At 67.4% G+C, this 24,509-nt stretch carries 24 protein-coding genes; 13 read left to right on the top strand and 11 right to left on the bottom strand.

Annotated elements, in window-relative coordinates:
* Nucleotides 1-29 precede the first annotated feature (29 nt).
* From odhB to AC1ROD_RS01340, 3 genes are all read left to right on the top strand, one after another.
* A complete protein-coding gene (gene odhB / locus AC1ROD_RS01350; protein ID WP_492946468.1) occupies nucleotides 30-1,571 on the top strand; it encodes a 2-oxoglutarate dehydrogenase complex dihydrolipoyllysine-residue succinyltransferase in 1,542 nt (513 codons plus the stop codon).
* 18 nt (nucleotides 1,572-1,589) lie between these two features.
* A complete protein-coding gene (locus AC1ROD_RS01345; protein ID WP_492946467.1) occupies nucleotides 1,590-1,991 on the top strand; it encodes a putative signal transducing protein in 402 nt (133 codons plus the stop codon).
* Between the two features lie 92 nt (nucleotides 1,992-2,083).
* Nucleotides 2,084-2,458, top strand: a complete 375-nt coding sequence (locus AC1ROD_RS01340) for a hypothetical protein (protein WP_492946466.1) — start codon at nucleotides 2,084-2,086, stop codon at nucleotides 2,456-2,458.
* Between the two features lies 1 nt (nucleotide 2,459).
* Here the strand turns inward: AC1ROD_RS01340 and AC1ROD_RS01335 are convergent, their stop codons facing one another.
* From AC1ROD_RS01335 to AC1ROD_RS01320, 4 genes are all read right to left on the bottom strand, one after another.
* Nucleotides 2,460-3,200, bottom strand: coding sequence for a M48 family metallopeptidase (locus tag AC1ROD_RS01335; RefSeq protein ID WP_492946465.1), 741 nt, complete (start codon nucleotides 3,198-3,200; stop codon nucleotides 2,460-2,462).
* The gene (locus AC1ROD_RS01330; protein WP_492946464.1) at nucleotides 3,154-4,434 is read right to left on the bottom strand and encodes a polyhydroxyalkanoate depolymerase; all 1,281 of its coding nucleotides are present in this window, start codon (nucleotides 4,432-4,434) and stop codon (nucleotides 3,154-3,156) included. Before AC1ROD_RS01330 ends, AC1ROD_RS01335 begins: the two co-directional genes overlap by 47 nt.
* Nucleotides 4,435-4,511: 77 nt before the next feature.
* Nucleotides 4,512-5,216, bottom strand: a complete 705-nt coding sequence (locus tag AC1ROD_RS01325; protein WP_492946463.1) for a TetR/AcrR family transcriptional regulator C-terminal domain-containing protein — start codon at nucleotides 5,214-5,216, stop codon at nucleotides 4,512-4,514.
* A gap of 24 nt (nucleotides 5,217-5,240) precedes the next feature.
* On the bottom strand, nucleotides 5,241-5,861 hold the full coding sequence (locus AC1ROD_RS01320; RefSeq protein ID WP_492946462.1) for an SCO family protein: 621 nt from the start codon (nucleotides 5,859-5,861) through the stop codon (nucleotides 5,241-5,243).
* Between the two features lie 87 nt (nucleotides 5,862-5,948).
* On the opposite strand from AC1ROD_RS01320, the gene AC1ROD_RS01315 reads away from it, so the two are divergent.
* A complete protein-coding gene (locus AC1ROD_RS01315) occupies nucleotides 5,949-7,436 on the top strand; it encodes an ActS/PrrB/RegB family redox-sensitive histidine kinase (RefSeq protein WP_492947717.1) in 1,488 nt (495 codons plus the stop codon).
* 102 nt (nucleotides 7,437-7,538) lie between these two features.
* Nucleotides 7,539-8,096 (top strand): ActR/PrrA/RegA family redox response regulator transcription factor, encoded by a 558-nt coding sequence (locus AC1ROD_RS01310; RefSeq protein ID WP_492946461.1) that lies wholly within the window; start codon nucleotides 7,539-7,541, stop codon nucleotides 8,094-8,096.
* Nucleotides 8,097-8,186: 90 nt separating this feature from the next.
* Here the strand turns inward: AC1ROD_RS01310 and mmcB are convergent, their stop codons facing one another.
* The 4 genes from mmcB to AC1ROD_RS01290 form a co-directional block, all read right to left on the bottom strand.
* Nucleotides 8,187-8,612, bottom strand: coding sequence for a DNA repair putative endonuclease MmcB (mmcB, locus tag AC1ROD_RS01305; RefSeq protein WP_492947716.1), 426 nt, complete (start codon nucleotides 8,610-8,612; stop codon nucleotides 8,187-8,189).
* Nucleotides 8,613-8,675: 63 nt separating this feature from the next.
* On the bottom strand, nucleotides 8,676-9,239 hold the full coding sequence (locus AC1ROD_RS01300; protein ID WP_492946460.1) for a GNAT family N-acetyltransferase: 564 nt from the start codon (nucleotides 9,237-9,239) through the stop codon (nucleotides 8,676-8,678).
* The gene (locus AC1ROD_RS01295; RefSeq protein ID WP_492946459.1) at nucleotides 9,236-9,703 is read right to left on the bottom strand and encodes a universal stress protein; all 468 of its coding nucleotides are present in this window, start codon (nucleotides 9,701-9,703) and stop codon (nucleotides 9,236-9,238) included. Before AC1ROD_RS01295 ends, AC1ROD_RS01300 begins: the two co-directional genes overlap by 4 nt.
* Nucleotides 9,704-9,796: 93 nt before the next feature.
* The gene (locus AC1ROD_RS01290) at nucleotides 9,797-10,273 is read right to left on the bottom strand and encodes a hypothetical protein (RefSeq protein ID WP_492946458.1); all 477 of its coding nucleotides are present in this window, start codon (nucleotides 10,271-10,273) and stop codon (nucleotides 9,797-9,799) included.
* A 99-nt stretch (nucleotides 10,274-10,372) separates the two neighbouring features.
* Between AC1ROD_RS01290 and pgi the strand changes: the two genes are divergently transcribed.
* The gene (gene pgi, locus AC1ROD_RS01285; RefSeq protein ID WP_492946457.1) at nucleotides 10,373-11,983 is read left to right on the top strand and encodes a glucose-6-phosphate isomerase; all 1,611 of its coding nucleotides are present in this window, start codon (nucleotides 10,373-10,375) and stop codon (nucleotides 11,981-11,983) included.
* A gap of 55 nt (nucleotides 11,984-12,038) precedes the next feature.
* Here the strand turns inward: pgi and AC1ROD_RS01280 are convergent, their stop codons facing one another.
* Nucleotides 12,039-12,473: a YMGG-like glycine zipper-containing protein gene (locus AC1ROD_RS01280; protein ID WP_492946456.1), complete on the bottom strand. Its 435-nt coding sequence runs from the start codon at nucleotides 12,471-12,473 to the stop codon at nucleotides 12,039-12,041.
* 188 nt (nucleotides 12,474-12,661) lie between these two features.
* On the opposite strand from AC1ROD_RS01280, the gene AC1ROD_RS01275 reads away from it, so the two are divergent.
* Together AC1ROD_RS01275 and AC1ROD_RS01270 are read left to right on the top strand one after the other, a co-directional pair.
* Nucleotides 12,662-14,137 carry a tetratricopeptide repeat protein gene (locus AC1ROD_RS01275; RefSeq protein WP_492946455.1) on the top strand — a complete coding sequence of 492 codons (1,476 nt, stop codon included), beginning with the start codon at nucleotides 12,662-12,664 and terminating at the stop codon, nucleotides 14,135-14,137.
* Nucleotides 14,138-14,185: 48 nt separating this feature from the next.
* Nucleotides 14,186-15,709 (top strand): tetratricopeptide repeat protein, encoded by a 1,524-nt coding sequence (locus AC1ROD_RS01270; protein WP_492946454.1) that lies wholly within the window; start codon nucleotides 14,186-14,188, stop codon nucleotides 15,707-15,709.
* Nucleotides 15,710-15,743: 34 nt separating this feature from the next.
* On the opposite strand, the gene AC1ROD_RS01265 is transcribed toward AC1ROD_RS01270, so the two are convergent.
* A complete protein-coding gene (locus AC1ROD_RS01265; RefSeq protein ID WP_492946453.1) occupies nucleotides 15,744-16,178 on the bottom strand; it encodes a DUF2141 domain-containing protein in 435 nt (144 codons plus the stop codon).
* A 250-nt stretch (nucleotides 16,179-16,428) separates the two neighbouring features.
* Here AC1ROD_RS01265 and groES point away from each other — a divergent pair, with 250 nt between their 5' ends.
* The 4 genes from groES (at nucleotide 16,429) to ligD (ending at nucleotide 23,114) form a co-directional block, all read left to right on the top strand.
* Nucleotides 16,429-16,716, top strand: a complete 288-nt coding sequence (groES, locus tag AC1ROD_RS01260; RefSeq protein ID WP_492946452.1) for a co-chaperone GroES — start codon at nucleotides 16,429-16,431, stop codon at nucleotides 16,714-16,716.
* A 54-nt stretch (nucleotides 16,717-16,770) separates the two neighbouring features.
* Complete coding sequence (gene groL / locus AC1ROD_RS01255) at nucleotides 16,771-18,417, top strand: chaperonin GroEL (protein WP_492946451.1); 1,647 nt, start codon at nucleotides 16,771-16,773, stop codon at nucleotides 18,415-18,417.
* Between the two features lie 129 nt (nucleotides 18,418-18,546).
* Nucleotides 18,547-19,986, top strand: a complete 1,440-nt coding sequence (locus AC1ROD_RS01250; protein ID WP_492946450.1) for a DUF8370 family protein — start codon at nucleotides 18,547-18,549, stop codon at nucleotides 19,984-19,986.
* A 581-nt stretch (nucleotides 19,987-20,567) separates the two neighbouring features.
* A complete protein-coding gene (ligD, locus tag AC1ROD_RS01245; protein WP_492946449.1) occupies nucleotides 20,568-23,114 on the top strand; it encodes a DNA ligase D in 2,547 nt (848 codons plus the stop codon).
* Nucleotides 23,115-23,158: 44 nt separating this feature from the next.
* Here the strand turns inward: ligD and ku are convergent, their stop codons facing one another.
* Nucleotides 23,159-24,016, bottom strand: a complete 858-nt coding sequence (gene ku, locus AC1ROD_RS01240; protein ID WP_492946448.1) for a non-homologous end joining protein Ku — start codon at nucleotides 24,014-24,016, stop codon at nucleotides 23,159-23,161.
* Nucleotides 24,017-24,182: 166 nt separating this feature from the next.
* On the opposite strand from ku, the gene AC1ROD_RS01235 reads away from it, so the two are divergent.
* On the top strand, nucleotides 24,183-24,509 hold the full coding sequence (locus AC1ROD_RS01235) for a hypothetical protein (protein ID WP_492946447.1): 327 nt from the start codon (nucleotides 24,183-24,185) through the stop codon (nucleotides 24,507-24,509).

Raw genomic sequence — 24,509 nt, 5'->3', positions numbered from 1 at the left:
AGCCTGAAATACGAAAGCCTGGACCCGACATGGCCGACATCCTGACCCCGACCCTTGGTGAATCCGTCTCGGAAGCCAGCATCGCAAAATGGACCAAGAAGGTCGGTGACGCGGTGAAGAAGGACGAGGTCCTGGTCGAGCTGGAGACCGACAAGGTCTCGCTGGAAGTCGTGGCCCCGGCCGACGGCGTCCTGTCGGACATCAAGGCCGGCGAGGGCGACACCGTCGTTCCGGGCACGGTCCTGGGCGTGGTCACCGAAGGCGCCTCGGCCGCCCCGGCCGCGTCCAAGCCCGCTGCGAAGGCCGAAAAGGCTGTTGAAGCCCCCGTCGCTGCGGCTCCTGCCGCCGCCGCGCCCGCCGCTGGCGGCGCGACCGTCGCCATCCCGGTTCCGACCATGGGCGAGAGCGTCGCCGAAGGCACGATGGGCAAGTGGCTCAAGAAGAACGGCGAGGCCGTGAAGAAGGATGAGCTGCTGGTCGAGATCGAGACCGACAAGGTCGCGGTCGAGGTCGCGGCTCCGGCTGACGGCGTCCTGACCATCTCCGCCGACGAAGGCGCGACCGTCACCCCCGGCCAGACCATCGGCTCGATCGCCGCCGGCGCCGGCGCGGCCGCCGCCCCGGCTGCTGCGGCCCCGGCTCCCGCCGCTGCGCCTGCCGCCGCCGCCAACACCGGCTCGGCCCAGCTGTCGCCGTCGGTCCAGCGCATCGTCACCGAAGGCGGTCTGGACGCCGGTTCGATCACCCCGACCGGTCCCAAGGGCAACATCACCAAGGGCGACGCCCTCGCGGCCGCCGCAGCTCCGGCTCCGAAGGCCGCCGCCCCTGCCCCGGTCGCTGCTGCAGCTCCCGCCGCCCCGCGCGCCGATCAGCCGCGCGAAGAACGGGTCAAGATGACCCGTCTGCGCCAGACCATCGCGCGCCGCCTGAAGGAATCCCAGAACACCGCCGCCCAGCTGACCACCTTCAACGAGGTGGACATGACCCAGGTCATGGCCCTGCGCGCCCAGTACAAGGACGCCTTCGAGAAGCGCCACGGCGTCAAGCTGGGCTTCATGAGCTTCTTCACCAAGGCGGTGATCAACGCCCTGAAGGAGATTCCGGCCGTCAACGCCGAGATCGACGGCACCGACATCATCTACAAGAACCACTATGACATCGGCGTCGCCGTCGGCACCGACAAGGGTCTGGTGGTTCCGGTCCTGCGCGACGCCGACACCCTGTCGCTGGCGGGCATCGAAAAGGGCATCGCCGACCTCGGCAAGGCGGCCCGCGACGGCGGCCTGACCATGGACCAGCTCCAGGGCGGCACCTTCACCATCACCAACGGCGGCACCTACGGGTCGCTGATGTCGACGCCGATCCTGAACGCGCCGCAGTCGGGCATCCTGGGCATGCACAACATCGTGCAGCGTCCGATGGCCATCAACGGCGAGGTCAAGATCCGCCCGATGATGTACCTGGCCCTCAGCTACGACCACCGCATCGTCGACGGCAAGGAAGCCGTGACCTTCCTGGTCCGCGTCAAGGAACACCTGGAAGACCCGCAGCGCTCGCTGCTGGACCTCTAGGGAACCCGGAGACAGCGCGTGGACGTTTCGGAGGTCGCGCGCTTTTCCACCCTGCCTGAAGGCGAACTCGCCGTGGCTCTGCTGCGCAATCACGGCATCGACGCCCATCTGCCTGATCGGGAGATGGCCAACAGCATGCCCCATCTGCAGATCGCCATCGGCGACATACGCGTCGTCGCGCCGCGCGATCAGGTCTTGCGCGCCCGCGACATCCTGCGTCAGGCCCGCGACGGCGCCTTCGCCGAAGACGACGATAACGACGGCGAATGGGCGCGCGACGCCCGCGCCGACGGCGGCGTCGGGGAGCTTGAAGCGCACGAAATCCACGGCGTCATCGGCGCTTCACGCAAGACCGGCGTCATCTTCATTGTCGCTGTTGCGGTCGCCAGCCTCGCGGGCTGCCTCTACGCCATGGCCTGACAGGTCTCCCCACAACGCCTGTCAGAATCCGTAGGTTTACCTATACGAAGTAATAGATCACCCTTCCTGTCATGGAATGGGCCGTTCGGGGGATGGGTGTCTTCTATGTGCTCGCGGGCGTCCTCGCCCTGCGGCAGGTCCTGATCAATTGGCGGATGGAGCGGATGATCGCCGCCGTCCTGCCCTCCTCCCCGACGGAACGCGCCGCCGACGTCATGCTGGCCATGGGCTCGGTGTTGGTCCTCGCCTCGGGCGCGGCCCTGATGATGCTCCAGCCCTGGGCGGTTCTGGTCTTCCTGGCCTGCTGGGGCGCGCAAGCCGTCTATCTGCTGTGGGCCCAGCGCTGGTATCGCCCGCGCGACCCGATCTCGGCCCGGGGCCGCCGCCAGACCCTGAACGCCTTCGCCGTCTACAGTCTGGCGACCCTGCTGGTGCTGTCGATGCCGCTGGCCGGGCTGCTACGCTGACCTAACGGCCTACCGCGTGCAGGGCCTGTCCGTGGGCCTTGAGCCAGGCGCGGAACGGCCGGTGATCCCCGACCAGCCCATGCACCACCGCCCAATAGGCCGGGCTGTGATCCGCATGAACCAGATGGGCCACCTCATGCGCGGCCAGATAGTCGAGCACCGCCGGGGGAGCCATGACCATGCGCCAGGAATAGCGGATCGAGCGGTTGTGCGGGCTGCACGAGCCCCAGCGTGAGCGGGTGTCGACGACCGAGACCTTCACCGGTCTCTGGTTCAGCGCCTTCAGATGGACCTCTGTGCGGGCGACCAGCTGGGCCCGGGCCTCGCGCTTCAGCAGGTTCTCGACCCGGCGCGCGAAGGCCTCCCCTTCGCCGCCCGAGCGGATCACCGGCCCGACCGCATCTGCCGTCAGCCGCGCCGCGCCATTGGTCCCGGTGGCTTCCAGTCGCGTCTCGACGCCATGCAGCAGGATGATCTGGCCGGGCGCGAGCGGCTGGCCCTCGACCCGCGCCTCCAGCCGTTCGGCGATCCAGCCGGCCTTGGACCGAGCGAAGGCCACGGCCTCGGACAGGCGGCGTTCCGACGGGGCGATGGCCACCGCCTCGCCCGCCCGCGCATCGATGCGGATCGAGATCCGCCGCGCCCTCGGGTTCACCGACAGACGCAGCTGGATCGGATCGGCGCCGGCCGGCGCCTCAAGCGGCAGTCGCTGACCGGTCCGGTACGGCGCAGAGCTTTTCATTTTTCGCGATGAAGTCCCGGGTGCGCGGATAGATTTCCTCGCGGAACCGCCGGCCGTTGAAGACGCCGTAGTGGCCCACGTCCGGCTGGACATAGAGCACCCGACGCTCGACGGGAACATTGGGGCACAGGATATGGGCGGCCTGGGTCTGGCCCACGCCGGAGATGTCGTCGTTCTCGCCCTCGACGGTCATCAGGCCGATGTCGGTGATCTTCGACAGGTCGACGCGCTTGCCGTCGTGATCCAGCTCGCCCTTGGCCAGGGTGTAGTCCTGGAAGACGATGTCGATGGTCTGGAGATAGAACTCCTCCGACAGGTCCAGCACCGACAGATACTCGTCGTAGAACTGTTCGTGCTTCTCGACCCCGTCGCCGTCGCCCTTCACCAGATCGGTGAAATAGGTCCAGTGGGCGTCGGTGTGGCGCTCCTCGTTCATCGACATGAAGCTGTAGAGCTGGACGAAGCCCGGATAGACGCGCCGGCCGAACCCCGGATAGGGCCAGGGCACGGTGTGGATCATGTTCGACTGGAACCAGGTGAACGGCTTCTCTTCCGCCAGCTGGTTGGTCACCGTCGGCGACAGGCGGGCGTCGATGGGCGAACCCATGAAGGTCATCGAGGCCGGACGGTTGGGGTCGTTCTCCTCGGCCATCACCGCGGCCATGGCCAGGACCGGCGGTCCGGGCTGGCAGACGGCGACGACATGGGCGCGCGGGCCGATCTGGGCCAGCATCGACCGGACGTGGTCCATATAGTCGTGGAAGTCGAACCGGCCCTCCAGCATCGGCACCTGCCGCGCATTGGTCCAGTCCGAGACATAGACGTCGTGGTCCTGCAGGAAGGTCTCGACCGTGCCGCGCAGCAGGGTCGCATAGTGGCCCGACAGGGGGGCGACGATCAGGACGCTGGGCGCCGCGACGGGCTTCTTGGCGCGCTTCAGGTCCCCGACGTTGCGGGCGAACCGCACCATCTTCACCCAGGGGCTTTCCCAGACCACCTGTTCGACGGTGCGCACCGGCTTGCCGTCGATGGTGATGACCTCAAGTCCCCAGTCGGGCTTGCCATAGCGGCGGGTGACGCTCTCGAACAGTTCGGCCGAGGCATAGGCCGTGCGGCCGATCGCCGTGTCCGACGCCGGATTGAAGGGCGAGGTCCAGAATTTCCGGGCGAACTGCGCCCCGAGGCGGAAAGGCTGCGCCGACTGGTAGGCGAGCTCGTGAAGTGCGTAGAGCATGAGATTCCGATATCGACCCCCGCCGAATGGCGCGCAAGGCACCATAAATCATTGTGCACTGCAAAAGGATTATCACTTTAGGGGCGTGATGGTTCCCCATGACGATCGTCGGATCCGCTTTCGATCCCGGTCAGGATGAGGTCGATCCCGGCCAGAAACCGCGCCCGGTCGTCCTGTGCGGCCAGCTGCCCGGCCATACGGTGCGCGAACGGATAGAGGGCGGGATCGCGCCGGCTCCATTGGCCCGCCACGGCGCGCAGGAAGGCGGAACGGTCGGCGATCCGTGGATCCATCCGGGCCGCCGCCGCCGTCTGTCCCGCCGCGCCGAGGATGAGGTTCACAAGGGCCGCCGCGGCGTCGAACTGCGCCTCGGCCGGCACGCCCAGGGCGTCGAGCCGGCCTCCGACCTCCTCGAAGATCCGCAGGGCCGCCGACGACCAGGGCTCGCCGGCCAGCCGCACGCCGAGCCAGGGCCGCGCCCGGACGGCGTCGAAGACCCGGAGCGCCTGGGTCCGGATCGCCTGACGTGGTTCGCCGTTGCCGGCTGCCGGCTCGCTCAGTGCCTGATGGATGACCCTGTCGGCGGCCGCCGCAAGAAGCGCCTTCTTGTCCGCCACGTGCCAGTAGATCGCCCCCCGGCCGGTCGCCAGCCGCGCCGACAGGGCGCGAAAGGTCAGGGCCGCGTCGCCCTCGGCGTCGAGGATCGCGATCGCCGTCTCGACGATCCGGTCCTTCGACAGGGCCTCCTCACGCCGTTCCGTCTTGCGGGCTTCGGTTGTCATGGCCGTTCGCCTGACCGATCCGGCTCAGCCGCGCGCCATCACCCGTTCGATCAGCTGGGCCGATTTCTCGGGCCCGAGATCATAGGCGAGCGGCGCGCGGAACTTGCCGTCGGGGCCCATCAGATAGACCGTCAGGGTGTGGTTCATGGTGTAGGTCTCGCCCTCGCCGACCTTTTGATAATAGGCACGGTACTCTTTCGCGACGGCCGCGATCTGCTCCGGCGTCCCGGTCAGACCGACGACGCCCTCGGGGAAGCCGTCCGACTCCAGATAGTCCTTCAGCGCCTTGGGCGTATCGCGCGCCGGATCGACGCTGATGAAGGCGATCTGCAGATCCTTCGCCTTGTCGCCCATCTGCTTTTTCGTCGCCGCCAGCCCGGTCAGGGTCGTGGGGCAATAGTCCGGGCAGTAGGTGAAACCGAAGAAGACCAGGGTCCATTTGCCGTTCAACATCGTCTGGTCGACCGTCTGGCCGTCCTGATTGACCAGCTGGAACGGCCCGCCGACGGCCGGCTGACCCGTGCTGCCGGAGGCCTCGGTGACCCCGCGCTCGCGTCCGGTGACCACCACCACGGTGACGATGGCCAGTGAGGCGGCAATGACGAAACAGGCGGCGGCGAACAGCAGGATGGAACGGCGTGGCATTTGGTCTTTCCCGGCGCTGCCGACAGACGGCCGCGAGCGGTCTATAGAACGGCCGTGGACATCCGTGAAACCGCCTCTTCCTCCGCCATGACGTCGCAACCCCCGCTTCTGGGAGGCGAAGGCCCCGCCGACCACTGGCGCGACCTGCCCCGGCGCGGCCGCGGCCTGACCCTGCGCACCCTGATCATCCTGCGCTGGCTCGCGCTCATGGGACAGGCGGCGACCATCTGGGTGGCGCATGAGCTGCTGCATTTCCCCCTCGCGGTCTGGCCCTGCGTCGCGACCATCGCGGTCGGGGCGGCGGTCAATCTGGCGGCCCTGCTGCATCTCAGGCGCACCGACAACCGCCTGCCCGACGGCCGTCAGACGGCCCTGCATCTGGGCTTCGACATTCTCCAGCTTTCGACCCTGCTGGGCCTGACCGGCGGGCTGGAGAACCCCTTCTGCCTGCTGCTGGTCGCCCCGGTGACGGTGGCGGCGGCGTCGCTGCCGGGCCGTCAGGCCATCGGCTTGGGCTTTCTGGTCCTCATCGCCACCGGCGTCCTGTTCAAATGGTCCCTGCCCCTGCCCTGGCAGTCGGGGACCGAGCTGATCCTGCCGCTTCTCTACCGGATCGGCCTGGCCATGGCCCTGACCACCGGGGTGATCTTCACCTCGGCCTATGCCTGGCGGGTCGCGGCCGATGCGGAGAAGCTGGAGCTGGCGCTGGCCACCACCCAGGACGTGCTGCAGCGCGAGCAGAGACTGGCCGCGCTGGGCGGTCTGGCGGCGGCCGCGGCGCACGAACTGGGCACGCCGCTCGCCACCATCCAGGTCGTGGCCAAGGAGATGCTGCGCGGCGCCCCCGCCGACAGCCCCGAGGCCGAGGACGCCGCCCTTCTGCTGCAGCAGGCCGACCGCTGCCGCGAGATCCTGACCCGCCTGTCCCAGCGGCCCGAGGACGGCGACGCCCTCTATGCCGAGGTCGGCCTCAAGGCCCTGCTCAATGAGGTCGTCGATCCGCATCTGGGCTTCGACCTCGACATCACCGTGGCGACGATCACCGCCGACGGCCGGCCGATCCCGCCGGTGAAGCGCCTGCCCGAGGTGGTTCACGGCCTGTCCGCCCTGGTGGAGAACGCCGCCGATTTCGCCGCCTCGTCGGTGCGGGTCTCGGCCGTGGTCGATGACGACTGGATCGTGGTCGAGGTGCTGGACGACGGCCCCGGCTTCGCCCCCGACATCCTGCCGCGCCTCGGCGAGCCCTACGTGACCAGCCGTCCGCACGGCAAGGCCCGCCGGGCCCTGGCCGCCCAGTTGCGCGCCGCCGCCCGCCCGGCCCGCGTGGGTCTGGGCGTGGCTCTCGGTCGCCGCAAGGACGCCGCCCCACCCCCGCCGCCCTATCCGCCCCTGCCCTCGACCGAGGCGGTGATCCCCAGCCAGGGCGGGATGGGGCTGGGCTTCTTCATCGCCCGCACCCTGCTGGAGCGCACCGGCGGGCGGGTCACGGTCGGGGCGGGCGACGGACCTTTGGGCCAGCGCGGCGCCCGGGTGACCGTGCGCTGGCCCCTCTCCGCTCTGGAAGTACGCGCTTGAAATCACCTGATTACAGGCGCTTCCTCGGTCGCGACCAAACGCCGCGCACGTCTTGACCCGCACGGTCCGGACCGCGACTTGAGGCCCATGGAGACTCTTGAAATGTCAGTCATCGAGGACCGCGTCGCCGCGCTTCACGATAAAACCCTTCTTCTGCTCGACGACGATCAGGCCCTGCGCACCCGGCTGGGGCGGGCGCTGGAATCGCGCGGCTTCGACGTCACCACCGCCGGATCCCTGGCCGAGGCGACCGATGCGCTGAAGACCTCCCTGCCCGCCTACGCCGTGCTCGACATGCGGTTGGAGGACGGCAACGGCCTGAAGATCGTCGAGGCGATCCGCGAGCGCCGCGAGGACGCGCGCATCGTCATGCTGACCGGCTACGGCGCCATCGCCACGGCGGTCGCGGCGGTCAAGGCCGGGGCGGTCGACTATCTGTCCAAGCCCGCCGACGCCGATGACGTGGTCAAGGCCCTGCTCGCCATCGGCGACGCCTCGCCCGAACCGCCCGAAAACCCGATGAGCGCCGACCGGGTCCGCTGGGAGCATATCCAGCGCGTCTATGAGCTCTGCGACCACAATGTCTCGGAAACCGCGCGCCGTCTGGGCATGCACCGCCGCACCCTGCAGCGGATTCTGGCGAAGCGCGCGCCGCGCTGACGCGCTGAGGGACTAGGGATCAGGGACTAGGTTTGTCGGGGCGTCCGACTGCCCGGCTCGCTTTCCTTCCTAGTCCCTAGTCCCTGATCCCTAGTCCCTCAGCGTCCGCATCGCCCCCAGCCGCGCGAAGGCCAAGGTCAGCGCCTTCCTACGCGCGGGCGCCAGGGTCAGCACCGGCGCCTCCCGGACCACCGCCCCGCCGAAGGCGTCGGCGACGATCAGACCGGGCTCATCGGGCAGCACGCCTTCGGGAAACTCCGGGGCCACGGCGAAGAAGAAGGCGTCGCAGAAGGGCGCGTACTCCGGCCATTTCTGATCCACGCGGAAATCGTCGATCCCGGACTTCACCTCGCAGATGACGATGTCGCCCTTCTTGCCGATGGCCATGACGTCGGCGCGCCGCCCGTTCGGCAGACACACCTCCAGCAGCGGCGCATAGCCCATGTCGATCAGCAGCCTTGCCGCCCCGCGCGTCACCGAAAGCGTGGTCTCGGGCCGGCTGAAGACGAGTTCGATGTCGAGGAGAGCAGTCACGGCGCCATTATGTTCCGGGTCCGTTCCGGTTTCAACCGGCGCCCCTCAGACGAACCGCTTGCGGTTCTCACGCCATTCCGCCGCCGTCTGGCCCCAGACGTCGACCACCGCCCCGTCGAACGGCGAGGGCAGCTTGCCCGGTCCGCGGTTGGTCGAGCCCAGACGTGCCGCCAGCGCCGCAGACGCCAGATTCTCGGGCGCGATGGTGTGGATGATGTCGTCCCAGCCCAGCACATCGACGGCGTAATCCATCGAGGCGACCGAGGCCTCCAGCGCATAGCCCTTGCCCATGGCGTCGCGGTGCAGGCTCCAGCCCACCTCGTTTCCCGGCCACTGATGCGGCGCCCACGGCCCGATCCGGCCGATCCACTGCCCCGTCTCCTTCTCGATCACCGAGAAGAAACAGACCCCCGTCAGGCTCCAGGCGCCGGCGCAGGTCATCAGGATGCGCCAGACCTCGGACGGCGTCTTCACCCCGCCGATGAAACGGGTGGTCTCCGCATCGGACTGGAAATCGCACCAGCGCTCGAAATCGCTCATCGCCGTCGGGCGCAGGATCAGCCGCCCCGTCTCTATCACCGGCCCCTCGATCACCGGACCTTCACTCATGCCAGATCCTCGATCTCGGCGTCGGTCAGTTCGCCCGGCACGATGGTCACCGGCAGTTTGCGTCCGGTGAAGGCCGCGCCGTGTTTGAGCACCGCCGAGACCAGCGGCCCCGCCGACTTGCCGCCCCCGGCCGAGGCCAGGACCAGGATCTTGATCTCGGGATCGTCGCCGACGGTCTTGCGGATCGCCGCCTGGGCGTCGCCGGTCTCGATGATGAACAGGGGCTGGGCGCCCGAGCGTTCGGCGGCCTCGGCCCCCAGACGGGCCAGCAGGGCCTCGGCCTCGGCCCTCTGCTGGCGCTGGATCTCCTCGCGCACCCCGGCCCAGTGCTCGTCGGAACTGTCCGGAATGACGGCCAGAAGCGCGACCCGCCCGCCGGTCGAACGGGCCCGGCGCGCGGCATAGCGCAGGGCGGCGTCGAACTCGGGGCTGTCGTCAACGACGACCAGAAACTTCCTGGGCATGGGGCTCACTGCGGCCGCGACCGCTCTCGACGCGGCCTGCCCCACTCAAGCGCGTTTTGGCCCCTGCGCCAATCGGGTCGTTTGACCGACCCTCTAGACTTCCGGCTGCGGCGGCGAGGTGATCACCTCGACATTGTCGTTGAGCAGATAGGACAGCTCCGACAGGGCTGTGGCCCGGGCCTCGGGCGTGGTCGCGGCCTCGACGGCGGCGATCTTCTTGGGGATGTCTTCCGAGATGCCGCGCAGGATGCATTTCAGGTCGCCGTCCGTGCCCCGTTCCTTGAGGATCAGGTGACCCTGCATGTCGGTCTGCGACAGGTGCGCGGCGCGGTCCTTGAAGCCGGTGAAGTCGGCGCCGGTCAGGAAGCCCGGGGCGTCGGCGGCCTTTTCGGCGGCCCAGGCGTCGACCACGGCCTTCAGCGAACCCGACTGGCTGACGATGTCGAGAAACAGGGGCTCGCCCGCCACCGAAACCGGGGCGCCGGCGACCGCGTGCGGCTGGGCCGCGGCGACCGCGACATTGGGGTCGCTCATCATCAGGGCGAGGCTCAGGGCGAGACCGCAGGACATCGAAACTTCTCCGCCGGATCAATTCAGGAATCAGGACCGGAATAACCGTTGAACCGGCTTACGCCTGACCCGTAAACGACACCTTGATTTCTGAAGGGGATGTTTACCATGAGCGCCGACTGGACCGCCTTCGACGCCGCCGCCGCCCGCGACGCCGACGCCCGCATCGTCGATCAGTTCGCCGCCGACCCCGACCGGGTCGCGCGCATGGGCGTCGAGGCCGCCGGCCTGTATCTCGACCTGTCCAAACAGGCCTGGACCCGCGAAGGCTTCGAGACCTGCCTCGATCTGGCCCGCTCCGCCGGGGTCGAGGCCGCCCGCACGCGTCTTTTCGCTGGCGAAGCCATCAACTCGACCGAAGGCCGCGCCGTCCTCCACCCGGCCCTGCGCGCGGCGATGGGTGCGAACTTCATCGCGCTCGGCGAACCGGTCTCGGCCGAGGTTGACGCCGTCCGCGCCGACATGGCCGCCTATGCTGACGCCGTCCGCTCGGGCGCCGAGACGGGCGCGACCGGACAACCCTTCACCGCCATCGTCCACATCGGCATCGGCGGTTCGGACCTCGGTCCGCGCGTCGTCTGGGATGCGCTGCGTCCGCTCGCCCCGGCCATCGACCTGCGCTTCGTCGCCAATATCGACCCGCGCGATATGGCCGAGGCCCTGACCGGGCTGGATCCCGAGACCACCCTGGTGGTCGTCGTCTCCAAGACCTTCACAACCCAGGAAACCCTCGCCAACGCCGAGGCCGCCAAGGCCTGGCTGGCGGCGGGCCTGCCGGAAGCCGGTCGCGACAAGCATTTCATCGGCGTCACCGCCGCCCCGGACAAGGCTGTCGCCTTCGGCTGCGCCCGCACCTTCGCCTTCCGGGACTGGGTCGGCGGCCGATACTCCCTGTGGTCGGCCGTCAGCCTGAGCTGCGTCATCGCCCTGGGCCCCGATGTCTTCGAAGCCATGCTGGCCGGCGCCGCCGCCATGGACGACCATTTCGTCTCGGCGCCGCTGGAGAAGAACGCCCCCGTCCTTCTGGCCCTGGCCCAGATCTGGAACGTCGACGGCCTGAACCGCCCGGCCCGCACCGTCGCCCCCTATGCCCATGCCCTGCGCCGTCTGCCCGCCTTCCTGCAGCAGCTGGAGATGGAATCGAACGGCAAGCGGGTGCATCGCGACGGCTCGCCCGTGACGCGCCAGACCTGCCCCGTCGTCTTCGGCGAGCCCGGCACCAACGGCCAGCACGCCTTCTTCCAGCAGATCCATCAGGGGCCGCAGGTCGTCCCCGCCGAGTTCGTCATCGTGGCGAAAACGCATGAAGACGCCCCGGAATCGCCCCTCTGGTCCAACGCCCTCGCCCAGGGCCAGGCCCTGATGCTGGGCAAGACCACCGAACAGGCCCGCACCGAACTGCTGGCCTCGGGCGCGGATGAAGCGGAGGCCGACCGTCTGGCGACCCACAAGACCTTCCCCGGCAACCGCCCCTCGACGGCCATCGTCATGGAGCGGCTGACGCCGCAGACCCTGGGCGCCCTCCTGGCCCTCTATGAGCACAAGACCTTCGTCGAGGGCGTGGTCTGGGACATCAACTCCTTCGACCAGTGGGGCGTGGAGCTGGGCAAGGTTCTGGCCAAGGCCATCCTCAAGGACGTGGCGGCGGGCGGCCCCTCGGACGATCTCGACCCCTCGACGGCGGGCCTGCTGACCCGTCTGCTCGGCTAGAGGCCAGACGCGAAAACGGGCGCCGAAGCGCCCGTTCCCCGCCCTCGGCTACGACCTACCAGCGGCGGTCGTAGCGATAGTCGCGCCGGTCATAGCGGCCGCGGTCATAGTCGCGGCTGTTTATACCGTGCTCGCGCTCCCAGTGGCCCTGATTGCGATAGCAGCGGCCGTCGCGGAAATAGCCGCAGTCCGGACCCCGGTCGTAGCTGTAGCCGTAGCCGCCACGATAGTTGCGGTCGTCGCGCGAGTTGGAGGTCGCGGCGCCCACGGCGGCCCCGGCGAGTGCGCCACCGGCGACATAGCGGCCGTCGCCGTTGCCCAGGATCGCGCCCGCGATGCCGCCGATGGCGGCGCCGACCAGTGCGTTCTTGGCGGTGTTGTCCTCACGATGATCGCGATCGCGGTAGCTCTGGGCGTCGGCCGAACCGGCCAACAGGCTCAGGGCCAGAACGGGAGCCGCGGCGGCGGCGGCGAGCTTGAACTTCATCATGGTGCGTCTCCTTGCAAGATGTTGGGCCGGCGGATGCCGACGTCATGATCCCTTTCTAGCGCCTCGCTTCTGAACGACCCGGGTTCGGCGCATTCATGGCGGGTTCATCTTCGTAAAGCCGTCTTCGCGCTGGACCGGCCTTGCCGCCCGGCTTCGGCCCGCATAGCGTTGGAATCCGGGGGAGAACCATGGTCTGGAAGGGTGGCGTATTCGGGATGGCGGCCGGCCTGTTGGTCTGTGGCTGCGCCCTTGCCCAGGTGTCCGGCCAGACCGCGCCCCAGCAGCCGCCGCCGCCTCCACCTCCGCCGGTCACGGCGCCCCCGCCGCCTCCACCACCTCCGCCTCCTCCCCCCGCCGACGTCCGCATCTCGGCCCGGTCGGAGATCACTCCGACCGACGTGCCCGGCGTCCTCGCCCTGCATGCCGATCCGGTCGAGGCCTCCGAGGCCCTGATCGTCCTGGCCGCGACGCGCTACGCCGCCGACGATCTGAAGGGGGCGATGGAGGCGCTGGACGCCGCCGTCTCGGTCGTGGAGCGGACCTATGGTTCGGACGACGTCCGCCTCGCCCGCCCCCTGGGTTCGCGCGCCCGGCTGAAGATCGACGCCGGCGACTACCCGTCAGCCCACGCCGACCTCGACCGCGCCCTGGCCTTGCGCCGCGCCGGCCGGACCACCTCCGACGCCGAGGCTCCCGACGCCGCCGAGATCGCCACCCTGATCTATGACCGCGCCAAGGCCTTCGACGCGCAAGGCCGCAACGAGGAGGCCGAAACCGCCGCCCGCCAGTCCTGGGACCTGCGCCGCGCGGTGCTGGGCCCCGTGCAGGAAAAGACCGCCGACAGCCTGAACCTTTACGCCAACACCCTGACCGCCCAGGGCCGCCATGCCGAGGCCGACCCCGCCTATCGGCAGGTGCTAGGCATGTATGAGGTGCTGCACGGACCCAAGGATTTCCACCTGGCCATCGTCCTGTCCAACCTCGGCAATTCGCTCCGCCGCACCGGCCGGGCGCGCGAGGCCGCCCCCCTGTATCGCCGCGCCGTCTCGGTCGCCGAGGTCTCCGGGGACAAGGTCCTGCTGGCCCAGTGCCTGACCAACTATGGCTGGTTCCTGCATACCCAGGGCGATGGAAGGAAGGCCGAAATCCAGTTCCGCCGCGCGCTGGATCTGGCCGTGGCCTTGGTCGGGCCGGACCATCCCTTCGTCGGCGCCGTGCGCGCCAATATCGGCTTCAGCCTGCTGGACCAGAACCGCCCCGCAGAGGCCGAACCCGAGTTCGCCGCCGGCCTGCACGCCCAGGAGGCGGGTCTGGGCGCCGACAGTCCCGATCTGGTCGAGACCCTGGGCGGCTATGGCCGCACCCTCGCCGCCCTGAATCGCCCGGCGGAGGCCGAACCCCTGTTCCTGCGCGCCCGGACCATCGCCTCGACCCGCCTCGCCGCGGCCCATCCGATCGGGCTGGACCAGTCCGGCCTCTACGCCGGCTTCCTGCTGGACCAGAACCGCCCCGCCGAGGCCCTGGCCGAGCTGCGCGGTTCGCTGGGCACGCTGGTCGGGCAAGGGTCCGGCGGCCGCGATTGGCGCACCAGCATCAAGGGCGCCGGTCCCCTGTTCGAACAGAGGGTCCAGGCCGACTGGCGTCTGGCGACCGCCGCACCCTGACGGGAATCGTCAGGCGACGCCGCCGCCGTTCGGGTTCAGGATGAGGCCATGAAGGGGATCGGGGCAGTTCTGGCAGTCATGGTCGCGCTCGCGGCCTCGCCCGCGCTCGCCGGAAACCCCGACCGCGCCGCCGTCCAGGCCCAGGCCGACGCCGCTGTGAAGACCGCCTCCGCTGCCCACTCGGCGAACGACTGGCCCACCGCCATCGCGGCCTACCGTTCGGCCTGGATGGGCCACCGCAAGGCGCGCGGCTGGCGCTCGGTCGCCGCCGCCACCGACGCCTTCAACCTCAGCGTCGTCCTGACCGCCGCCGGCCGGCTGGACGAGGCGGCGGCGGTCAGGCGTCAGGCCATCGCCGAACGCTCGCGCGCCCTCGGCGGCGGCGGCGTCGACCTCGCCGACCTGTGGAAGCTGGAAGCCCGGGCGCTCGACACCACCAAGCCCGACCAGTCCGAGGCCGCCTGGCGCACCGCCCTGACCCTCTATGAAACCAGTCCTCGCCATATCGACGACGCCGCCGAGGCCGCCGCCGGCGTCGCCCTGACCTGGTCGACCCGCGTCCGCCCCGAACAGGGCCTGCCCTGGGCCGAGCGGGCCGTGGCCCTCGCCGACAACGGCGGCTCGAATGCGATGAAGACCTGGACCCTGACCACGCGCGGCCGCCTGAAATCCGAGGCCGGAGATTTCGAGGGCGGGCTGGTCGACCTGCGTCAGGCCGTCGCCGTCCGCGATCCCGACGACGGCAATCCCCTGCAGCAGCTGGCCCTCGCCCTGGACGCCCAGGGCCGCTACGACGAGGCCGCCGCCGCCCTGGACGCCGCCATCGCCGCCTTCGAGCTTCAGGGCGACTACGGCCGCCCCGGTCTGGCCGAGGCCATCAACACCCTGGGTCAGGTCCGCACCAGCCAGCAGCTCTATGCGCAGGGCGAGGCCCTCTATCGCCGGGGGCTTCAGGTTGCCGCCGATGATCCGTTCGAGACCTCGGTGATCAACGCCAACCTCGGCTGGAACCTCGACCGTCAGGGCCGCTATGCCGAGGCCGAGCCCCTGCTACGTCAGGCTGTGATCGACATCCGCGCCCACGAAGGCCGCGAGACCCGCAACACCGGCTTCACGATCGGGAACCTCGCAGGCGATCTGCAGGCGCAAGGCAGACAGGCCGAGGCCCTGCCCCTGCTGCGCAAGTCGTATGAAAGTCTGGCCCGGACCATCGGACCCGAGCACCCGGCCATCGGCTGGACGGTCAACGCCCTGGCCGGCGCCGTCGCCGCCGTTGAAGGCCCCTCGGCGTCGGAGCCCTGGTTCCGTCAGGGCATCGATCTGGCCCGCCGCCGCATGCCGCCCGGCCACCCCCAGGCCACCGAACGGGCCGAGGACTTCTCCCGCGTCCTGCTGAAAGCCGACCGGCCCGGCGACGCGCTGGACGTCCTGCGCCCCGCCGGTCAGGCCGCCCTGTCGCGGGCGGGAAGCGCGAGCGAGACGGTCCAGTCCCAGCGCGCCTTCAACCGCAGCCGCAGCCTGTTCCGCCTGACGGTCGAGGCGGCCTGGGATAAGGCCGCCTCTTCCTCGTAAAGACCCGGCGCAGCCTACGCCGGGCCACACCCGGCTATTGGGCCGGGTAGTCCATCGCCACCGTCAGGTTCACATCGCCCGAGGCCGGGACCGTGAACTTGACCTGATCGAAGGTCGGGGCGGCGCGCAGGGTCTCGCCGTGCAGCATGCCCCAGCCCTCGCCGGGACGGCCGTTGACCATCGACATATCCTTGTTGCCGTCGGCGTCGTGCAGGGCCGTGATCGAATAGTCGCCGGGCGCGACATTGTGCAGCACGATGGTCTTGGTCCCCGCCGTCGGGTTTTCGAGGATCTGGCCGTAGGCGCCGGCGTGCTGCAGGAACTGCCCTTGCGTCTGCAGCCCGACCAGCAGTTCGCCGCCGCGCGCCTGGACGCCGGTCAGGGTCACGGTGACGTCCCCGGCCAGGGCCGAGCCGGCGGCGAGGGTGGCGGCCGCGGCAGCGGCGATAGCGATCAGAGAGGCTTTCATTGTCGTTCGTCCCGAATGTGGGCGGCGCCAATCGCCGTCTGCAATGTTCTTTATGTTGCAAAGTACATTGCGTCAATCCGCCTTCGAAAGCCGCTCATTCTTTAACGCTGTCGCGGAACCGTGCCTTGACCCGCCGCCGGCCCACCCCTACTTGCACGGCGCGTTAGCACTCTCAGGCGCCGGCTGCCAAAACGCCGGTCCGGAGCGCTACCGAGGAAACATTAGAAGTCTCACTCCGGAGAATATGCAGATGGCGTTTCGTCCTCTCGGCGATCGCGTGCTGGTCAAGCGCGTTGAAGAAGAATCCAAGACCAAGGGCGGGATCATCATCCCCGACACCGCCAAGGAAAAGCCGCAGGAAGGCGAAGTCGTCGCCGTCGGTCCGGGCGTCCGTGACGAGTCCGGCAAGGTCAACGCTCTCGAGCTGAAAGCCGGCGACCGCATCCTGTTCGGCAAGTGGTCGGGCACCGAGGTCAAGCTGGAAGGCGAAGACCTGATCATCATGAAGGAATCCGACGTCCTGGGCGTGCTGTCCTAAGCACCCGCGTCGACGACCTTCTTCTTCGAAAACAATAGATAAGGAGCTGCCTCAATGGCTGCCAAGATCGTACAGTTCAACACCGACGCGCGCGACAAGATGCTGCGCGGCGTCAACGTCCTCGCCAACGCCGTCAAGGTGACCCTGGGTCCCAAGGGCCGCAACGTCGTGATCCAGAAGTCCTTCGGCGCCCCGCGCTCGACCAAGGACGGCGTTTCGGTCGCTAAAGAGATCGAGCTGGAAGACGCCTTCGAGAACATGGGCGCCCAGATGATCCGCGAAGTCGCTTCGAAGACGAACGACAAGGCGGGCGACGGCACCACCACCGCCACCGTCCTGGCCCAGGCCATCGTGCAGGAAGGCCTCAAGGCCGTCGCCGCCGGCATGAACCCGATGGATCTGAAGCGCGGCATCGACAAGGCGGTCACTGCCGTCCTCGAAGAGATCAAGTCCAACTCCAAGCCGGTTTCCAACAACTCGGAAATCGCCCAGGTCGGCACCATCTCGGCCAACGGCGACGTTGAAGTCGGCACCCTGATCGCCGAAGCCATGGCCAAGGTCGGCAACGACGGCGTCATCACCGTCGAGGAAGCCAAGACCGCCGAAACCACCGTCGACATCGTCGAGGGCATGCAGTTCGACCGCGGCTACCTGTCGCCCTACTTCATCACCAACGCCGACAAGATGGAGGTTCAACTCGAGGAGCCGCTCATCCTGCTGTTCGAGAAGAAGCTGTCGTCGCTGCAAGCCATGCTCCCGATCCTGGAAGCCGTGGTCCAGTCGGGTCGCCCGCTGCTGATCATCGCCGAGGACATCGAGGGCGAAGCCCTGGCCACCCTGGTCGTCAACAAGCTGCGGGGCGGCCTGCGCGTCGCCGCCGTCAAGGCTCCGGGCTTCGGCGACCGCCGCAAGGCCATGCTGGAAGACATCGCCGTCCTGACCGGCGGCCAGGTCATCTCGGAAGACCTGGGCATCAAGCTCGAGAACGTCACCCTCGACATGCTCGGCCGCGCCAAGAAGGTCACCATCACCAAGGACGACACCACCGTCGTCGAAGGCGTGGGTGAAAAGGCCGACATCGAAGCCCGCGTCGCCCAGATCAAGGCCCAGATCGAAGCCACGACCTCGGACTACGACAAGGAAAAGCTGCAGGAACGTCTGGCCAAGCTGGCCGGCGGCGTCGCGGTTCTCCGCGTCGGCGGCTCGACCGAAGTCGAGGTGAAGGAAAAGAAGGACCGCGTCGACGACGCCCTCAACGCCACGCGCGCCGCGGCTGACGAAGGCATCGTTCCCGGCGGCGGCATCGCCCTGCTGAAGGCCTCGAAGATCCTGACGGGCGTCACCGGCGACAACGCCGACCAGACGGCCGGCATCGCCATCATCCGTCGCGCCCTGCAGGCTCCGATCCGTCAGATCTCGGAAAACGCCGGCGTCGAAGGCTCGATCGTGGTCGGCAAGGTGCTGGAAAACGACAGCCCCACCTTCGGCTTCAACGCCCAGACGGAAGAGTACGGCGACCTGGTCGCCATGGGCGTCATCGACCCCGCCAAGGTGGTCCGCACGGCCCTGCAGGACGCCGCCTCCGTGGCCGGCATCCTGATCACCACCGAAGCCGCCGTCGCTGACGCTCCCAAGAAGGGCGGCGCCGGCGCCCCCGACATGGGCGGCGGCATGGGCGGCATGGGCGGCATGGACTTCTAGTCCACGCCTACCGGCTGAACGAAAAGAACCCCCGGCTGGAACCAGCCGGGGGTTTTTGCACACTTAAGGATAGATGTAGGCCCCAAAGAATCGCGTTACGTGAATTCCTCCTTAAGCTGGAGCGATACGATGCGTATTTCTGCCTGGGCTGGCATCCACAATCGCCAAGCTGAACTCGATTTTGTCGATATAGATACCGACGAAGACACACGTCTGTTTGTCGACCCATATGCGATCGACATCCGCGATGACGCTTGGTCAGCGGAATGTACCCTGCATCTACGCTCCTTCTTCAACTCGTTGATTAGCGCGCTACGAAAAGGTGAGGAGGCGAGAGCAACTCATCTTTGCTCTCATCTTCATGAGGCGGGCGAGACATTTTTGGGGATGTCGAGAGGTCGCCCCCAAGGTCGTGGCATTGGACGAGATCAGGCTGCGCAGCTCGTCGATGCGCTGCGGTCCAGTCAGGCTGTGAAGACCGGATTGCTTTCAGAACTCGCTGAGACTGAACTATTCATCGAAGGGATCGGCTCTGACAAAATTTCGGACCTGACCATCAACATCATTAGAGGTCCGCTTCTCGCATACACCCAAGAACAGGCCCAATTGTGGGGCATGCCACTTACTGACGGCGTGGCACTCGATCCCGTATGGGACCCAAATCGCGAGGATTGGGTCCAAGGTCCACGAAGAACGTTAGTTGTTGGCGGTTCTCCAGTAATTTTGGTTCCAAAATTCTCGGTTCGTCGTTCCTTGACGCTAAATTCTCAGGAATTTTACAACCACTACATGCTTGGATTCCTCCAGCAGGAATACCTGAACGCGGGACAAGGATTGGTTCGCGTACTTAAATCTGGCGAAGAAGTTTTGAGGCCATTTACAAAGAAAGACCTCAAAGGAACCCACCCCAAGTCCAAACCTTACCTCGCCGATTTTGCCCAGCAGCACCCAGAAGTACTGAAACAATACAAAGATATAGCCGGAGCGAAAGGTGTACTTGAATCAGACGAAATAGACAAAGATTTTGATGAGTATGCTTACGCTAGAGAATTGGCCGCTAGACTTCCACTAATACAAACAGGAAACGCCGCCGCAGGTCAGTATCATTCCTTTTGCATGGGCGTGATCACATTTCTTCTGTACCCATCTCTCATAAGACCGGTCAAGGAACATGAGATAGATCAGGGCCGAAAGAGGATAGATATTTCCTACACAAATGGCGCTACGGAAGGGTTTTTCCTAACCGCCCTTCAGTCTAACCAAACTAGATCAATTATGATTCCGGTTGAATGCAAAAATTACTCTAAGGACATAGCGAATCCGGAATTGGACCAGCTCGAGGGTCGATTTTCTCTCGTTAGAGGAAATCTCGGTCTCTTATGCTGCCGTTCATTTGAGAATCGAGCAGCCTTCATTCAACGATGCAGGGATTCTGCGATGCATCGTGGTCACTATATAATTGCTCTTTCAGATGAAGATTTGCTTGAAATGCTGAGGAACGTTGCTGAGGGACGTCGCTCTGAAAACGATCTCGTTCTGCGGCGGCACTACGCAGAACTTATAGCCTAGCCTGCTGCATCGAAGATGCTGGCCCGCCTAATTCCCATCGCCAATCCCAACGATTTCCCGGGTTTCCGCCCTCCGCACCCCAATCGACCAAGCACACCCGAAAACCCGCCTATAATGCTCGTGTCCTGTCGTCAGGGGGCTCGCTCGGCCGGCGATCCGAAGCGGCGGCGGGAACGGAGGGAGTGGGCGCGACCTAGAGGCGGAGACGCCGACGGGGACGCGAAGTCGAGCCGGTGCAAGTCCGGAAGGCTCAGGGGCGGGGAGGAGTACCCGTACCGGTCCGGCAGGAGGTCGTCGCCTCCGCCGCCCACGGCGCGCAGACGGGGCGTTCGTTAAGAGCGAAGCCAGGCCCTCGGCGCAGTCGAAAACCGTCCGTGCGGAGCGATCTGTCTTTGCCGAAACTCACATACCCTATCGGTCCCGGGCGAAGGCCCGTCGCTCCGCCAAGGCCCCCGCACTTCAGCGCAGTGGCGCGTGAGGGCGATGACGGCTGTCTTTCCACCGCTCATCCCGGCGAAGGCCGGGAGAGGGGATCGCGATGGGACGCCAAACGTTGCCGTTCGGACGCGGCGGAGACGATCATGCTGGGCGAGCTGAAGACCTATCAGGCGAAGCGGAATTTCGGGGCGACGCCGGAGCCGAAGGGGAAGCAGGCGAAGTCGGGCACGACCGGCGGCCGCTATCTGATCCAGCGCCACGCCGCGACGCGGCTGCACTATGATTTCCGCATCGAGGCGGACGGGGTGCTCAAGTCCTGGGCGGTGACCAAGGCGCCGTCGCGGGATCCGCATGTGAAGCGCCTCGCCGTCGAGGTCGAGGATCATCCGCTCGACTATGGCTCCTTCGAGGGGACCATTCCCGGCGGCAATTACGGGGCCGGCACGGTGCAGATGTGGGACACGGGGAGCTGGACGCCGCAGGAGCCGGATCTGGAGGCCGCCTTCAAGCGCGGACAGATCAAGATGCTGATCGACGGCGAACGGCTGAAGGGCAAATGGGCCCTGATCCGGCTGAAGTCCGATCGCGGCAAGCCGTCCAAACGGAATAACTGGCTGCTGATCAAGGAGAAGGACGAATACGCCGTCGATGGCGAGGGCGACGCCAATATGGAGATCGACGCCTCGGTCACGACCGGCCGGACCATGGCCGAGATCGCCGACGGCAAGAAACAGTGGACCTCGTCCAAGCCCACCGGCCGCAAGGCGCCGCCCAAGCCGAAGGCGACGAAGGCCCAGACCTCGACCGCGAAGAAGCCGCACGCCTTCGTCCCGATCCAGCTGTGCAAGATCGTGGACTATCCGCCCTCGGCCGCCGGCTGGGCGCATGAAATCAAGTTCGACGGCTATCGGCTGCAGGTCGCGACCGGCGGCGGCCGGGCGACGCTGCGCACCCGCAAGGGTCTCGACTGGACCGACCGCTTCCCCGAACACGCCGCCGACGCCGCGAAATGGCCCGACGCCGTGATCGACGGCGAGCTCTGCGCCCTGACCGAGGACGCCAGCCCGGACTTCTCGGCCCTGCAGGCGGCCATTTCGGACGGCGACACCGGCGGCCTGATCTATTTCGCCTTCGACCTGTTGTTCGAGGGCGGCGAGGATCTGCGCACCCTGCCCCTGTCGCAGCGCAAGGCGCGGCTGCAGGCGTATCTGAACCGGATCCCGAAGGCGGCGGCGAAGCGCATCCGCTACGTCGATCACTTCGCCTCCAGCGGCAAGGCGGTCCTGGAAAGCGCCTGCCGGATGGACCTCGAAGGTGTCATCTCCAAACGGCTGGACGCCCCCTATCACGCCGGGCGCTCGACCAGCTGGGTCAAGTCGAAGTGCCGGGGCCGCGACGAGGTGGTCATCGGCGGCTGGACATCGGACGGCGCGTCCGGAGGCGAGCGGTTCCGTTCCCTGATCGTCGGCGTCCACGACAAGAAGGGCCTGCGTCCGCTCGGCCGTGTCGGCACGGGATACGGCGAGCCCCTGCTGAAGACCCTGCTGCCCGCGCTGAAAAAGGCCGCCGCCGACCACAGCCCCTTCGCCGGTCCCGCGCCGAGGAAGACCGGCGAAGAGACCATCCATTGGCTCAAGCCCGTCCTCGTCGCAGAGATCGAACACGGCGGCTATACCGATAGCGGCTCGCTGAGACAGGCCGCCTTCAAGGGCCTGCGCGACGACAAGACCGCGCCCGAGGTCGATACGAAGCCCCAGGCGCCGGCGAAGGTCGCGACGGCCGCGAAGCCCGGCAAACTCGTCATCGCCGGGATCACCATCTCCCACCCCGACAAGATCCTCTGGCCCGCCCATGACGGCGAGGATGCGATCACAAAGGCCGACCTCGTCGCCTACTACGAGACCGTCGCCGAACGCCTCCTGCCCCATGTCGCCGACCGGCCGACCTCGATCATCCGGGCACCCGAGGGGATCGAGGGCGAGCAGTTCTTCCAGCGCCACGCCATGCCCGGCTCCAACCCCCGGCTGAAGCTGATCGACGTCCATGAGCGCAAACCCTATGTCGCCGTCGTCGACGTCGGCGGTCTGGTCGCCATCGGCCAGTCGGGCGGGCTGGAGCTGCACCCCTGGGGCTGCGCGCCCGGCGATCCGGAGACGCCCGAACAGATCACCTTCGACCTCGACCCCGACGTCGGCCTCGACTTCGGCGACGTGATCTCGGCCTCGAAAGTCGTGAAGGCCAAACTCGAAAGCCTCGGCCTCAACCCCTTCGTCAAGACGACCGGCGGCAAGGGTCTGCACGTCGTCGTGCCCATCCGGACCGACGCCCGCTCCAAGATCAGCTGGGAGCAGAACAAGGCCTTCGCCAAGGCCGTGTCGGAGGCCATCCGCCTCGACGATCCCGACCGCTTCACCACCACCCTCGCCAAGAAGGCGCGGGGCGGGAAGATCTTCCTCGACTATCTGAGGAACGGCCGGATGGCGACGGCCGTGGCCCCTTGGTCGCCGCGCGCCCGCCCGGGCGCCGGCATCGCCTTCCCCCTCAGCTGGGGTCAGGTGAAATCGGGGCTGGATCCCAAGGCCTTCAACATCCGCACGGCCCCGGCCCTGCTCAGAAAGGCCGATCCGTGGGCGGACTTCCGCGACGGCGCGGTCAGCCTGAAACCGGCGCTGAAGAAGATGGGCCTCTAACGATCCCGCTCATCCCCGCGCAGGCGGGGACCCAGCGGCTAAACTCACGCCGCCTTCTTCTTCGCGGCCGTCTTTTTTACAGGCGCCTTTTTCGGCGCCGCCTTCTTCGCCGGCGGCTTGGCCGAGGCCGAGCCCTTGAGGCTGTTCCGCAGCGCCGCCATCAGGTCCACGACATTGGTGTCGTCCGGCTGTTCGACCTCGACCAGACCCTTGCCGCCCTTCTGCTTGGCCTTGATCATGTCGCGCAGGGCGTCGTCGTAGCGGTCCTTGAAGGTCGTCGGATCGAAGTCCGCCTCCTTCTGGGCGATGATCCGGGTGGCGATCTCGACCATGTCCTTGTCGGGCTTCACCGCCGGGATGTCGTCGAAATAGTCGTCGGCGTCACGGACCTCGTCGTGGGCGCGCAGGGACCAGGCGACCAGTCCCTTGCCCCGCACCTCCAGCGCCAGCTGACGCTCGCGGCCGCGCAGAACCAGACTGCCGATCGCCACCTTGCCCGCTTCCTTCATGGCGTCACGGATGACGGCGAAGGCCTCGGCGCCGACGCCCTTCTCGGGCACGACGAAGAAGGGATCATCCCAGTACAGCCGGTCGATGTCGGCCTCGTCGACGAAACTGTCGATCGAGATGGTGTGGGTCGTCTCCAGCTTGACCTTGTCGAAATCGGTATCGTCGAACAGGACGTATTCGTCCTTCGAGACCTCATAGCCCTTGACCAGATCGGCGCGTTCGACCGGGCCCGTGTCGGGATCGGTCGGCACCATGCGGATGCGGTTGTTCGTCTCCGGATTGATCAGGTTGAAGCTGACGTGGGCGTTCGACGCCGTCGCCGTATAGAGCCCCACCGGACAGGTCACCAGCGACAGCTTCAGATGTCCATGCCAGGTCGGTCGCGTCGCCATGGTCGTCTCCCCTTGTGGAACGCGGAGTCGAACGTCACAGGCGCGGAAGCGTTGCCCACGCCGTCCCGGGACAATTCGCCCCTCCCGTCGCCCATTCGTCACTCGACGAACAACCTGCGGTCCGGCAGGGTGGGTTCGTAGCTTCACTGTCTGTCGGAGACCCGTCATGCGCCGCCTCATCGCCATCGGAACCCTCGGCCTCGCCGCCCTGCTGGCCGCCTGCACGACAATCCCGACCCAGCCCCGGGCCTATGGCGACCTGTCCGACCGTCTGAAGGTGGTCGAGCGCGGCTATCCGCAGCCGGGCGGCCCCTGCTGGCTGCTGGGCGAGACTTACAAGACCTCCGAACTGTTCGATGATAGCGCCCAGCTTCTGGCCTGTCCGCGCGAGTCCGTGCGCGACCCGCGTGTCACCTCGGTCGGCCGCCGCGTCGGCGAGTTCGAGGGGGTGATCATCTTCTCCGTGCCCCGTTCGGCGACGGCCGCCCACTAG

It is taken from the genome of Brevundimonas sp. GW821-FHT12E07 (assembly GCF_058807035.1).
The sequence above is the reverse complement of the archived record's forward strand: the minus strand, read 5'-3'. Positions and strand labels throughout refer to the sequence as shown.